Below are 12,573 nucleotides of genomic sequence, written 5' to 3' on the forward strand. Positions count from 1 at the left end.
CTCCCCCACATTCGGGTGGGCCCCAAAAAGCATGGGGGCCCCCTCCGGTATTGGGGCGTCGCAAACACAGGTGCCCCCGCAGGGGGTACACCAGGGCGCGGATGCGGTGGCCGCGGGCGCTGGCCTACTGAAATACGAGAGTCCCCGTGCGGCCGCCGCTGCCGTGCAGTCCGCGCGAGAAAGGCGCCCGACGGGCGGAAGCCCAGGTCGGGCTCCTCCTTTTGCGCCCCTGGAAGCAGCCGAGCTTCTTCGGCCAGTACGACACCGGAAGGCCCGGCCGGTGTCACCTGGAAGGCTTGAGCGGCCTCACTTTGCGGGCTGTGCCGTTCAGCCGCACCGTGACATTCCCCCGGTTCCGCGCCCGGTCGGCCACGATCCTGTACGACGTCACCTTCCCGTCCCGCCACTCGCAGCTGACCTCGTAACCGCCACGAGCGCGGAGCCCGGTGAACGAGCCCTTGGCCTTCCACGTGTCCGGCAGGGCGGGCAGCAGGTGGATGACGCCGTCGTGGCTCTGCAGCAGCATCTCCGCCACCGCGCCCGTGATGCCGAAGTTGCCGTCCATCTGGAAGGGCGGGTGGTTGCAGAACAGGTTGGGCAGCGTGTTGTAGGTCAGCAGTCCGCGCAGCATGATCTGGGCGCGCTGTCCGTCACCGAGCCGGGCGAAGAGAGCCGCCCGCCAGGGCCAGGTCCACGAGCGGCGGCTGTCGCCCGACACGGTCGCGGCCGTGAAAGGGACGCCTTCCCGCTCGCCGCAGCGTGCTTTGAGCGAGACGAGGGCCGCGGCGGCGAAGTCAGGCGTCTTCGGGGTGATCTGGCGCCCCGGGTAGACCGCGAAGAGGTGCGAGGTGTGGCGGTGGATGTCGGTGGGGCTGTCGATGTCCTCCTGCCACTCCTGCAGTTGACCCCACCGGCCGATCCTGTTCGGCGCGAGCCGCGTCTGCATGTCCGCGACCTTGGCCCGGTAGACGGGATCCGCGTCGAGCGCCGCCTCGCAGTCGAGGTAGTTCTGGAACAGGTCCCAGATGAGCTGCTGGTCGTACATGACGCCGTCCTCGCGCGGACCGTGCTCGGGGGACCAGCCGTCCGGCGCGACGAGGAGTCCGTCCTCGCGCTCCTTGAGGCGGTCCTCCCAGAACTCGCAGATCTCCTTGATCATGGGGTAGGCGACGGTACGCAGGTAGCCGAGGTCCTGGGTGAACGCCCAGTGCTCGTACAGGTGCTGCGCGTACCAGGCGCTTGCGACGGTGTTCCACTCCCACGCGTTGCCGCCGAAGATGCTCTGGCTGGTGCGGGCGGTCCAGCCGCGCGTGTCCTGGCCGAAGGCGTTGCGGGTCGCGACCCGGCTGGGTACCGCCACCTGCCGGATGAACCCGACGAGCGCCTCGTGGCACTCCGGCAGGTTCGTCGTCTCGGCTCCCCAGTAGTTCATCTGGACATTGATGTTGGTGTGGTAATCGGAGGCCCACGCGGGCTGGTTGCTGTCGTTCCAGAGGCCCTGGAGGTTGGCGGGCAGGCCGTTCGGGCGAGAGGAGCTGATCAGCAGGTACCGGCCGTAGTCGAACATCGTCTGCTCGAGTTCCGGGTCCGCCCCGCCCTCCGCGTACCGCACCAGCCGGGACTTGGCCGGCAGAGCGACGACGGCGGCGTCGGAGGTGCCCCAGTCCACCGAGACGCGGTTCATCAGGGCGCGCGTCTCGGCTGTGTGCTCGTCGCGCAGTTCGCCGTAGGAACGGGTCGCCGCCCTGCCGAGGGTTCTCGTCACGACCGGGGCCGGATCGCCTCCGCGCCACCCGGCGGCGGCGTCGAGCCTGTAGTCGGTGCGGGCGTCGAGGAGCAGGGTCAGCGTGGTGCAGCCGCTGAAGCGGAGCAACGAGCCGTCGGTGTGGAAGCTGCCGTCGGTGTGTACGGCCTGGACGGCGCACGCGTGCTTGAGGCCGTTGCCCATGACGCCGGTGAAGGCGATCCGCCGGGCGCCGGCGTCGACGGTCGTCGGGGTCTCGTCCTGTGCGGACGTCAGCGAGATCGCTCCGGAGAGTCCGCCGACTCTGTCCGACGTGTACCGGAAGACCATGACGTCCGCGGACCGGCCGGCGAATGCCTCCCGCAGCACGCGCCGTCCCGGCGCGCCGAAGCGGGTGACGTGGACGCCGTCCACGAAGTCGAGGGCACGCTGGTAGTCGACGACCGCGCGCTGCGTGCGCGTGTCGAAGCCCGCGCCTTCGAGCGCGATCTCCGCGATCTGCAGGCCGGTGGAGGAGGCTCCGGGAGTCAGGGTGAGCCGGTAGCTGCGGTAGGCCGTGGTGTCGGTGATCCGGAAGGTCCGGGTCTCGCCGCGGCCGGCGAAGGGCGCTCCTGGGTTCTGCGTATCCAGGGTCACCCAGGCATCACCGTCCTTCGACGCCTCGAGCGCCCATCGCCCGGGGTCGTCCTGAGGACGGTCGAGGGCCGCTGTCAGGGAGTACGAGGCGACGACGACCGCGCGTGCCAGGTCGACCTGCCAGACGACCGCCGGGGCGGCCGCGTCGACCCGCCAGACGGTGGCCGGATCGCGGTCCACCGAGCACGAGAGGTCCGTGGCCGGGCGGCCGGTCCCCGCGCCGGATCCCTCGGCGTGCCCGCTCGGCGACGAGACGTACATCGCATCGCCCGCGAGGTCGACACCGGTCAGCCCGATCTCGCTCACCTGGAAGTGGCTGACACCTGCCTTGGGGACGAAGTCGAACCGGTAGAAGCGGTAGGCCCCGGCGTCGGCACAGGTGAACTGCTTCGTCTGGAAGCGGCTCTCGAAGGGTGTCGCCAGTGTGCGGCTGTCCAGAGTGGTCCAGTCGGCCCCGTCGGCGGAGCCGGAGAGCGTCCATTCCTGCGGGTCGCGCTGGGGCACGTCGTTGGCACTCGTCAGACGGTAGGACGGGACCGGGACGGGTTCGGGAAGCTCCACCTGCCACTGCACCCTCGAACCGGGTGCCTCGATGCACCACTTGGTGCCCGAGCTGCCGTCGTAGGTCTTGTCGACCCCTTCCGACGAGGAGGTCCGGTACGGTCCCCCCGGGGCCGTGACCTTGGGGGCGGGAGCGAAGGTGACGACGACGTCACCGAAGTTCCGGTACGAGCCGAAGCCGGTCATGCCGGTGTCGAAGACGCTGTCCGGCTCGCCCGCGAGGGCGTTGTCGTAGTTGTCGAGGCCGCCCCACAGGCTCTGCTCGTTGAACTGGATGCGCTCCACATGAGGATCGGCGAAAAGCATGGCGCCGAGTCGGCCGTTGCCGATCGGCAGGGCCTGCGACTGCCAGTCCGTGGCGGGGGCGGTGTACCTCAGCGCCTTGCGGGACAGGGTCGGCCACTGGACGGGGGGCGGGGCGTCGGTGCCTGCGGCGGACGCCTGGGCGATCGGAGTGCCGCCGGTCAGCTGAGTGACCAAGGGCGCGAGGGCGAGGGCACCGCTGAACTTGAGAAGGCTTCTACGCTTGGGCTCGTTTTCATGGATCACGATGAGACCTCCCGGCCAATTCATCGGCTCTTTCGTGGAGAAAGTGGCAGCCGCATCTGCGTTCATCGAGGGCGCCGCCATCATTTCCACTGAATAGATCGGATGTCTAGGGGCGTGCAGCGCCGACTCATCGCACACGGACGGACACGAAGAGTGACCTGTCGGGGGATGGGGCGAGCAGCTCTCTGGCGCAAGCCGGCCATGACGCCCGAAGGGAACGGGGTTCTGTAGGGCCACGAGCGGCGTACCGCCACGACCTCGGGGTCGTACGGCCGCGCCGGGCTGGGTCAGGCGTGTGCGGACCCGTCCACGCCGAGGGTCTCGCGCAGCCACTGCTCGACCTCGCCGACGTGCACCGTCGCCCACGCCTGCGCGAGTTCGGGCCTGCGGGCGGCGATGGCCTCGTAGATCGCCCGGTGCTGCTGCTGGGTGCGTGCCACGGCACCGTCGTCCACGCGGCCACGCCACACCCGGGCGCGTGCGGTGGGACCGGACAGGCCCTCGATCAACGACGCGAGCACCGCGTTGCCCGAGCCCGCTGCCAGCCGGCGGTGGAACTCGAGGTCGTTGTCGATCAGGGCGTCCAGCGACGGGTTGTCGTCGAGCCGGTCGAGGACCTCGCCGAGCGCGGCGACCTCCTCGTCCGGCATCACGCGGGCGGCCATGGCGGCGGCGGCCGGTTCGAGGACGCGCCGGACTTCCAGGATCTGCAGCACGGTGTCGTCCTGCTGGAGGTCCGCCACGAAGGTCAGCGCGTCGAGCAGCAGGTCGGGTTCCAGGCTCGTCACGTACGTGCCGTCGCCCTGGCGGACGTCGAGGACCCGGATGAGCGAGAGTGCCTTGACCGCCTCGCGGAGCGAGTTGCGGGAAAGACCGAGCCGCACGGCCAGGTCGGCCTCGCGCGGGAGTTTGGAGCCCGGGCCGAGTTCACCGCTGACGATCATGGCTTTGATCTTCTCGATCGCCTCATCGGTGACTGGCACGACCTCGCCCCTCTCGAGTTCTGGTCCGTGCAGGATAGGTCACTTCCGTGGGTGGGGCCCAAAGCCGTAGACATCGATCGCGTTGTCATGGAAGACCGCGTCCCGCTCCGCCGGGCTCAGCCGGTCGGTGAGGCGTTCGGCGGTCATGACGACCTCTCCGTAGGTGGCCTGGAGCGTGCAGACCGGCCAGTCCGAGCCGAAGAGCAGCCGTCGCGGGCCGAAGGCGTCCAGGACGGTGTCGACGTACGGAGCGAGCTCCTCGACCCGCCATATGCCGGGGGCGGCCTCGGTGACCATGCCGGAGAGCTTGCACACGGTGTGGGGGAGGGCGGCCAGACGGCGTACGGCTGCTGCCCAGGGTTCGAGAGCCCCGCTGCTGATCGGCGGCTTGCCGAGGTGATCGAGAACGAAGGTCAGCCCGTCGAGCCGTGCCGCCGCCTCCTCGCAGGCGGCCAGTTGATCCGGCGTGACGACGAGGTCGTAGGCGAGCCCGGCGTCGGCGTCGGCGGCCAGTCCGCGCTGTACGTCGGGCCGCAGCAGCCAGTCGGGGTCCGGTTCTTCCTGCACCTGGTGGCGGACGCCCACCAGCCGTTCACCGCCCGGTCCTTCGCGCAGTGCGGCGATGGCGTCGGCGATGTCGGGGGCGGTCAGGTCGGTCCAGCCGACGACGCCGGCGATGAGATCGCTCTCCGCGGCGAGCGTCAGGAGTTCGGGCGTCTCCTCGGGGACACAGACGGTCTGGACGACGACGGTGGCGGCCACGCCGGCCGCCCGCGCCTCGGGGGCCAGGTCGCCGGCCGAGAAGGAGCGGGCCAGTGGTGCGAGCGCCTCGCCGGTGATCCAGGGCTGGGGACGTACGGCCAGGTCCCAGACGTGGTGGTGCGCGTCGATGATCCGTCGGTCCGTCACAGCTGCCACACCACCGGAAGTCCGGCTCCGGCGCCGTGCTCGGAGTAGTCGTGGGTCACGTCGAGGAGGTCTGCCATCCGCGCCTGCCAGGCGACGTTGACCGGGAGGTGTTCCAGTTCGGCGAGCAGGCGGGCGTAGTCCTCGCATTCGAGGAGGTGGAAGAGTTCGTTGCCGCTGCGCCAGATCGTCCAGGAGCTGACTCCCGCGGCCCGGATGGCGGTGGTGAGCTCGTCGGGCACCTCCCGGTGTGCGGCCTCGTACTCCTCGATCCGGTCCGCGCGGACGCGCGTGTGCAGGGCGATCCTCATGGTTTCTCCGGGTGGGTGGGGTCGACGACGATGACGTCCAGGGTGCGGGGGCCGTGTACCCCTTCGACGCGGTTCAGTTCGATGTCGCTGGTGGCGGAGGGCCCCGAGACGAACGTGAGCGGCCGGGTCGGGTCGAGCCGGGCGAGGGCGTCGGGGACGTCGGCGGCGATCTGCTCGGCGTACACGACGCACAGATGGTAGTCGGGGATCAGGGTGAGGCTGCGGCGGCCCTGTCCGGGGCCGGTGTCGAGAACGACGGTCCCGGTGACGGCGATGCCGGCTGCCGCGAGGGTGAGCGTCCCGTCCAGCGCGTCCACGTCGGACACGTCCAGCGGTTCCCTGTGCCAGGTCCAGGGGCCGGGAGGCAGCAGCTCGACGGGAAAGCCGCTCGGCAGGGCCAGGTGGTCGACACCACGGGACGCGAGTGCGGCGGCGATCGCGCCGGTCAGTCCGGCCTCGTCGGTGCGGTGGACGGTGGCGCGGTAGTCGGTGACCCGTTCCGCGAACAGGGCGACGAGATCCTCGCCGGGCGCGGTGTGACTGCGGAGGTAGTCGCGGGGTACGGGAACGTCCTGCGGGGTTTCGTCCGCGGGCACGTCCGCGAGTGCGGTGCGGACGCGGCCGAGGATGGCGTCGCGGCTGCTCATCGTTCCCCTTCGTTCTGCGAGCGGTTCTTGCGCCACCAGGTACGGAAGGACTCGGCCGGGGGTACCGGGGTGTCGCGGGTCTCGGACCAGCCGCGCATCGGTCCGGGCAGGCGGCCGATGCGTCCGCGCCGGGCGAGGGCGCGGCCGCCGATGCTCGCTGCCTTCTGGGCTGCGCCGAGCAGTGCCGGTGAGTCGAGGACGGTGGCGGCGGCTTTCATAGCCAGGGCCTCGGGGGTGGGCAGGCGTTTCGCGGACCGTTCGGCCTCGACGACCTCGGCCCGCAGGTGGGCCAGTACCTCCGGGATGTCGATCTTCACGGGGCAGGCGTCGTAGCACGCGCCGCACAGCGTGGAGGCGAACGGCAGGGAGGCCGCGTTCTCGACGCCGACGAGCTGCGGGGTGAGGACGGCGCCGATCGGGCCGGGGTAGACCGATCCGTACGCGTGACCGCCGGTGCGCTCGAAGACCGGGCAGACGTTGAGGCAGGCCGAGCAGCGGATGCAGGCGAGTGCCTGGCGGCCGACGGTGTCGGCGAGGGTGTCGGTGCGGCCGTTGTCGAGGAGGACCAGGTGGAACGCGGACGGTCCGTCGCCGTCGGTGGTGCCGGTCCAGGTGGAGGTGTAGGGGTTCATCCGCTCGCCGGTGGAGGAGCGGGGCAGGAGCTGGAGGAAGACCTCCAGGTCGGACCAGGTGGGGATGACCTTCTCGATGCCCATGACGGTGATGAGGGTCTGCGGGAGGGTGAGGCACATCCGGCCGTTGCCCTCGGACTCCACCACGACGACGGTTCCGGTGTCGGCGACGGCGAAGTTGGCACCGGAGACGGCCACCTTGGCGGTGAGGAACTTCTGCCTCAGGTGGCGGCGGGCGGCCTCGGCGAGTTCGGCGGGATCGTCGCCGAGGCCGTCGGGCGCCGGCTCTCCCCAGCGGCCCATCTCGGCGGCGAAGAGGTCGCGGATCTCGGTGCGGTTCTTGTGGATGGCGGGGACGAGGATGTGGGAGGGGCGGTCGTCGCCGAGCTGGACGATGAGCTCGGCGAGGTCGGTCTCGTACGCGGTGATCCCGGCGTCGGCGAGGTGCTCGTTGAGGCCGATCTCCTGGGTCGCCATCGACTTGATCTTCACGACCTCGCGTTCGCCGGTGGCCCGGACGAGGTCGGTGACGATGCGGTTGGCCTCGGCCGCGTCGGATGCCCAGTGGACGGTGCCGCCGGCGGCCGTGACGGACTGCTCCAACTGCACGAGGTAGTGGTCGAGATGGCGGGCCGTGCGCTTCTTGATCGCGGCGGCCGACGTCCGCAGCTCTTCCCAGTCGTCCAGCTCGGAGGCGACGGCGAGCCGCTTGTCGCGGATCGTGGACGTGGCCCGGGCCAGGTTGGCGCGCAACCGGGTGTCCTTGAGCGCGCTTCTGGCGGCGTCGGGGAAGGAGGGCGAGCCGAGCCAGACGACGCCGCGGTCCGTGGGCGCGCTCATCGTGTGCCTCCTGCGGTGGCGGCGAGGATCTCCGCCAGGTGCATGGTCCGTACGGTGCTGCCCTGGCGCGAGAGTCCGCCGCCGATGTGCATCAGGCAGGAGTTGTCCGCGGCGCACAACACCTCGGCGCCGCCGTCCAGGATTCCTCGCGTCTTGTCGGCGAGCATCGCGCTCGACGTCTCGGCGTTCTTGACGGCGAAGGTACCGCCGAAACCGCAGCAGGAGTCGGCGGCCGGGAGGTCGACGAGCTCGATGTCCTCGACCGCACGCAGGAGCTGATGCGGCCGGTCGCCGAGGCGCAGGCCGCGCAGGGAGTGGCAGGTGGGGTGGTACGTCACCCGGTGCGGGAACCGTGCGCCGACGTCCGTGACTCCCAGCACGTCGACGAGGAACTCGGTGAACTCATGGACGCGGGGCACCACTTCGGCGACCGCCCGCTGGAGCGCGGCGGATCCGTGGTCCCGGGCGAGGACGGGGTGCTGGTCGCGGATCATGCCCGCGCAGGATGCGGAGGGCGTGACCACGGCGTCGTACCCGTCGAAGGTCCGCGCGAAGCGGTCCACCAGGGGAACGGCCTCCGGCCGGTAGCCGGTGTTGAAGTGCATCTGCCCGCAACAGGTCTGCTCCTGCGGGAAGTCGACGGTGTGGCCGAGCCGCTCCAGAACGGTGACCACGGCGCGGCCGGTGTCCGGGAACATGGTGTCGTTGAAGCAGGTGAGGAACAGGGCGACGCGCATCAGCCGGCCTCCCCGGGGGTCGGGACGTCCACGGGCAGCAGCCTGCGTTCCTTGAGTTCCGCCCACAGCGCGTCCGGGACGGTGTGGCCGAGCATGGCGGCCGCGTCGCGGGCCTCGGCGGCGCTGCGGGTGCCGACCAGGACACTCGCGACGGCTGGGTGCCCGAGGGGGAAACGGAGGGCGGCGGCGCGCAGCGGCACCCCGTGGCGTTCGCAGACGGCCTTGAGGTCCAGGGCCCGGGACAGCAGGTCGGGCGGCGCGGCGGTGTAGTCGTACGTCGCGCCGGGGCGCGGGTCGGCGAGCAGGCCGGAGTTGAAGACGCCGCCGATCACGACGTCCACGCCGCGGTCGGCGGCGAGCGGCAGCAGTTCGGTGAGGCCGCGCTGGTCGAGGAGGGTGTAGCGGCCGGCGAGGAGGATGGCGTCGATGTCGGTCTCGCGGATGAAGCGGGCGAGGAGGTCCGCCTGGTTCATGCCGACGCCGATCGCGCCGACGGTTCCTTCGTGGCGCATCCGCGCGAGCTCCGGGTACGCCTGGTCGAGGGCCGGCCCGGCGTGGTCGTCGGGGTCGTGGAGGTAGACGGCGTCGATCCGGTCGAGGCCGAGCCGCTCCAGGCTCCCCTCGATCGACTGTCGTACACCCCGTGCGCTGAAGTCCCAGCGCCGGCGGTGGGTGGCGGGGACCGCGAAGCCGTTCGCGAGGTCGTCTCCCGGGGCCCCCGGCGTCGGCTCCAGGACGCGGCCGACCTTGGTGGACACGACGTACTCGTTCCGGGGGCGGGAGCGCAGGGCTGCGCCCAGCCGCCGTTCGGACAGGCCGAGGCCGTAGTGCGGGGCAGTGTCGAAGTACCGTACGCCCGCGTCCCATGCCGCGTGGACGGCCTGCTCGGCCTCGGCGTCGGTGACGGCGGTGAACAGGTTGCCGATCGCGGCCGCGCCGAAGGAGAGCTCGGTGACCCGTACGGTGCTGCGACCGAGTGCGTTCCGGTACAGGGTCAAGGCTTCGGCTCCGGTCGCAGGCGCAGTCCGGCCATGCCGCCGTCGACGGCGAGGGCGGTGCCCGTGGTGCTGCCGGCGGCCGGGGAGGCGAGGTAGGCGATGGAGGCGGCGACCTCGTCGGCGGAGACCAGCCGTCCGGTGGGCTGGCGCGCGTCGAGTGCGGCGCGCTCGGCGGCCGGGTCGGCGGCGGCGTCGAGAAGGCGGCCGACCCAAGGGGTGTCGACGGTGCCGGGGTTGACGCAGTTGACCCGGATGCCTTCGCGGACGTGGTCGGCGGCCATGGCCAGGGTGAGGGACAGCACCGCACCCTTGCTGGCCGAGTACAGCGCGCGCTGCGGCAGTCCGGCGGTCGCGGCGATGGAGCAGGTGTTGACGATCGCTGCGTGTGCCGACCGCCGCAGGTGCGGCAGCGCGGCCCGGGTGGTGCGGACGACGCCGAGGACGTTGACGTCCAGGACGCGGTGCCACTGCGCGTCCGGGTTGTCCTCGACGGTACCGGCGGCCCCGATGCCGGCGTTGTTGACCAGGATGTCGATGCCACCGAGAGTCTCGGCTGCCGCCTGCACGGCGCGGCGCACCGACTCGTCGTCGGAGACGTCGGCGGTGAAGCCGTGCAGGGGGGCGGGGGCGCCGCTCGGGTCGAGGTCGAGGACGGCGACGTCCGCTCCGCGCTCGGCGAGCAGCCGGGCGGCGGCGAGGCCGATGCCGGAGGCACCGCCGGTGACCAGGGCGGTGAGCCCCGCGAGTTCGGTCGTCATGCCCGTCCCTCCGTGTCCTGGGCCGCGTCGGCAATCCAGAAGACGCCGTGCGGGAAGGTGTACGTGTCGATGCTGGACTGCTTCATGGTGGCGGAGAAGCCGGGTGTGGTGGGGGCCCGGTAGTGTCCGCGGTCGACCACGACCGGGTCGAGGAAGTGCTGGTGGAGGTGGTCGACGAACTCGACGACCCGGTCCTGGGTGGTGCCGGAGAGCGCCACGTAGTCGAACATCGAAAGGTGCTGGACGAGTTCGCACAGTCCGACGCCGCCGGCGTGCGGGCACACGGGGATGCCGAACTTGGCGGCGAGCAGCAGGATGGCGAGGTTCTCGTTGACACCGGCGACGCGGGCGGCGTCCAGCTGGAGGACGTCGACGGCGCCGGCCTGGAGGAGCTGCTTGAAGACGATGCGGTTCTGGACGTGCTCGCCGGTGGCGACCTTGACCGGGTGGACGCCGCGTCGGATGGCGGCGTGGCCGAGGACGTCGTCCGGGCTGGTGGGTTCCTCGATCCAGTACGGGTCGAACTCCGCGAGCGCGTTCGTCCACTCGATGGCCTGGTCGACGTCCCAGCGCTGGTTGGCGTCGATCGCCATGCGGATGTCCGGCCCGACTGCTTCCCGAGCAGCGCGGCAGCGGCGTATGTCGTCGGCGAGGTCGGCGCCGACCTTGAGCTTGATCTGGGTGAAGCCGTCCGCGACGGCCTTCTCGGCGAGGCGGGTGAGCTTCTCGTCGGAGTAGCCGAGCCAGCCGGGAGAGGTGGTGTACGCCGGGTAGCCCTGCCGCAGCAGGCCGGCGGCGCGCTCGGCCGCACCCTGCCTGCCCTTGGTCAGCAGGTCCAGGGCCTCGTCCCGGGTGAGCGCGTCGCTGATGTACCGGAAGTCGATCTGGCTCACCAGCCACTCCGGGGCGGCGTCGGCGAGGAACTGCCAGACCGGCTTGCCCTCGCGCTTGGCGGCGAGGTCCCAGACGGCGTTGACGACGGCGCCGATCGCCATGTGCATCACGCCCTTCTCCGGTCCGAGCCAGCGCAGCTGGCTGTCACCGACGAGGGCGCGGTAGAGGTCTCCCGGATCGGCGCACAGCTCGTCGACGCTCCTGCCGACGACGTGCTCGCGCAGGGCGTCGATGGCGGCGACCTGGACGTCGTTGCCGCGACCGATGGTGAAGGTGAAGCCGTGGCCTTCGTGCTCGCCCGCGGACGTGCGCAGGACGACGTAGGCGGCGGAGTAGTCGGGGTCCGGATTCATGGCGTCGGACCCGTCCAGTTCCCGCGAGGTGGGGAAGCGGATGTCGTAGGTGTCGACCGCGGTGATCCGGGCTTCGGCTGAGGACAACTCGGTGCCTTTCACGCGTTGATGAACGTCTGGCGCTGGGTGCCGAGGCCGTCGATGGACAGCTCGACGGTGTCACCCGCGCGCAGGTAGGGGGTGCCGGGCAGGCCGAGGGCCACGCCGGCCGGGGTCCCGGTGTTGATGACGTCTCCCGGGCGCAGCACCATGTACTGGCTCAGGTACCAGACGAGGTACGCGACGTCGAAGATCATGTTCTTGGTGTGACCGTTCTGGCGGACCTCGCCGTTGACGGCCAGGCCCAGGCGCAGGGTCTGAGGGTCGCCCGCCTCGTCGGGGGTGACCAGCCAGGGGCCGAGCGGGTTGAAGGTCTCGCAGGACTTGCCGAGGTCCCACTGGGGGGAGAACTCGAGCTGGAACTCCCGCTCGGACACGTCGTGGCTGACGGCGTAGCCGGCGATGTGGCCGGGGGCGTCGGCGGGGCTCGCGAGGTAGCGGGCCTCCCGGCCGATGACGACCGCGAGTTCGACCTCCCAGTCGGTCTTGACCGACCCGCGCGGGATCAGCACGTCGTCGTACGGGCCCACGACGGTGGAGGGGTCCTTCATGAACACCACCGGCCGCTCGGGGACGGGCGCACCGGTCTCCTCGGCGTGGTCACGGTAGTTGAGGCCGACGCACACCACCTTGCCGGGCCGGGCCACCGGGGCCCCGGTCCGCCGGCCGGTGACGTCGAGGCGCGGCAGCTCGCCTCCCGCGAGCGCCCGCCGGACGCGGTCGATCCCTCCCGAGGCGAGGAACGGCCCGTCGATGTCCGTGGTGAGGGTACTGAGGTCGAACGTGGCGCCGTCCTCGTCCAGGACCGCTGGGGTCTCGTCCCCGGGCATGCCGATACGCATCAGCTTCATGTCTCGTCTCCTGTCGTCGCTTCGGGGACCACGCCCCTCAAGCCGACACATCTGATGAATCCGCGGCGGCATGA

11 protein-coding genes are annotated in these 12,573 nt (G+C 71.1%); all 11 read right to left on the bottom strand.

The window, feature by feature from the left end:
- Positions 1-283: 283 nt before the first annotated feature.
- The gene (locus ACFVZH_RS34535) at positions 284-3,421 is read right to left on the bottom strand and encodes a glycoside hydrolase N-terminal domain-containing protein (protein ID WP_384903693.1); all 3,138 of its coding nucleotides are present in this window, start codon (positions 3,419-3,421) and stop codon (positions 284-286) included.
- Positions 3,422-3,777: 356 nt separating this feature from the next.
- Positions 3,778-4,473 (bottom strand): FadR/GntR family transcriptional regulator, encoded by a 696-nt coding sequence (locus tag ACFVZH_RS34540; RefSeq protein WP_384903695.1) that lies wholly within the window; start codon positions 4,471-4,473, stop codon positions 3,778-3,780.
- Between the two features lie 39 nt (positions 4,474-4,512).
- Positions 4,513-5,382, bottom strand: a complete 870-nt coding sequence (locus ACFVZH_RS34545; protein ID WP_384903697.1) for an amidohydrolase family protein — start codon at positions 5,380-5,382, stop codon at positions 4,513-4,515.
- Positions 5,379-5,690, bottom strand: a complete 312-nt coding sequence (locus tag ACFVZH_RS34550; RefSeq protein ID WP_384903699.1) for an L-rhamnose mutarotase — start codon at positions 5,688-5,690, stop codon at positions 5,379-5,381. The genes ACFVZH_RS34545 and ACFVZH_RS34550 overlap by 4 nt, the downstream gene beginning before the upstream one ends.
- Positions 5,687-6,337, bottom strand: coding sequence for a lactate utilization protein C (locus ACFVZH_RS34555; protein WP_384903701.1), 651 nt, complete (start codon positions 6,335-6,337; stop codon positions 5,687-5,689). The genes ACFVZH_RS34550 and ACFVZH_RS34555 overlap by 4 nt, the downstream gene beginning before the upstream one ends.
- Positions 6,334-7,809, bottom strand: coding sequence for a LutB/LldF family L-lactate oxidation iron-sulfur protein (locus tag ACFVZH_RS34560; protein ID WP_384903703.1), 1,476 nt, complete (start codon positions 7,807-7,809; stop codon positions 6,334-6,336). The genes ACFVZH_RS34555 and ACFVZH_RS34560 overlap by 4 nt, the downstream gene beginning before the upstream one ends.
- Positions 7,806-8,546: a (Fe-S)-binding protein gene (locus tag ACFVZH_RS34565; protein WP_384903704.1), complete on the bottom strand. Its 741-nt coding sequence runs from the start codon at positions 8,544-8,546 to the stop codon at positions 7,806-7,808. Before ACFVZH_RS34565 ends, ACFVZH_RS34560 begins: the two co-directional genes overlap by 4 nt.
- Positions 8,546-9,544 carry an aldo/keto reductase gene (locus ACFVZH_RS34570; protein WP_384903706.1) on the bottom strand — a complete coding sequence of 333 codons (999 nt, stop codon included), beginning with the start codon at positions 9,542-9,544 and terminating at the stop codon, positions 8,546-8,548. The genes ACFVZH_RS34565 and ACFVZH_RS34570 overlap by 1 nt, the downstream gene beginning before the upstream one ends.
- The gene (locus ACFVZH_RS34575) at positions 9,541-10,302 is read right to left on the bottom strand and encodes an SDR family NAD(P)-dependent oxidoreductase (protein WP_384903708.1); all 762 of its coding nucleotides are present in this window, start codon (positions 10,300-10,302) and stop codon (positions 9,541-9,543) included. Before ACFVZH_RS34575 ends, ACFVZH_RS34570 begins: the two co-directional genes overlap by 4 nt.
- On the bottom strand, positions 10,299-11,636 hold the full coding sequence (locus ACFVZH_RS34580; protein WP_384903710.1) for an L-fuconate dehydratase: 1,338 nt from the start codon (positions 11,634-11,636) through the stop codon (positions 10,299-10,301). The genes ACFVZH_RS34575 and ACFVZH_RS34580 overlap by 4 nt, the downstream gene beginning before the upstream one ends.
- Positions 11,637-11,647: 11 nt before the next feature.
- Positions 11,648-12,499, bottom strand: a complete 852-nt coding sequence (locus ACFVZH_RS34585) for a fumarylacetoacetate hydrolase family protein (protein ID WP_384903712.1) — start codon at positions 12,497-12,499, stop codon at positions 11,648-11,650.
- Positions 12,500-12,573 lie beyond the last annotated feature (74 nt).

The organism is Streptomyces sp. NPDC059534, assembly GCF_042743475.1.
Taxonomy (GTDB): Bacteria; Actinomycetota; Actinomycetes; order Streptomycetales; family Streptomycetaceae; genus Streptomyces.

What these genes read in the sequence shown, in the direction of transcription:
- ACFVZH_RS34555 (WP_384903701.1), bottom strand. Translation starts at nt 6,337, where the DNA reads ATGAGCAGCCGCGACGCCATCCTCGGCCGCGTCCGCACCGCACTCGCG.
- ACFVZH_RS34550 (WP_384903699.1), bottom strand. Translation starts at nt 5,690, where the DNA reads ATGAGGATCGCCCTGCACACGCGCGTCCGCGCGGACCGGATCGAGGAG.
- ACFVZH_RS34560 (WP_384903703.1), bottom strand. Translation starts at nt 7,809, where the DNA reads ATGAGCGCGCCCACGGACCGCGGCGTCGTCTGGCTCGGCTCGCCCTCC.
- ACFVZH_RS34585 (WP_384903712.1), bottom strand. Translation starts at nt 12,499, where the DNA reads ATGAAGCTGATGCGTATCGGCATGCCCGGGGACGAGACCCCAGCGGTC.
- ACFVZH_RS34565 (WP_384903704.1), bottom strand. Translation starts at nt 8,546, where the DNA reads ATGCGCGTCGCCCTGTTCCTCACCTGCTTCAACGACACCATGTTCCCG.
- ACFVZH_RS34575 (WP_384903708.1), bottom strand. Translation starts at nt 10,302, where the DNA reads ATGACGACCGAACTCGCGGGGCTCACCGCCCTGGTCACCGGCGGTGCC.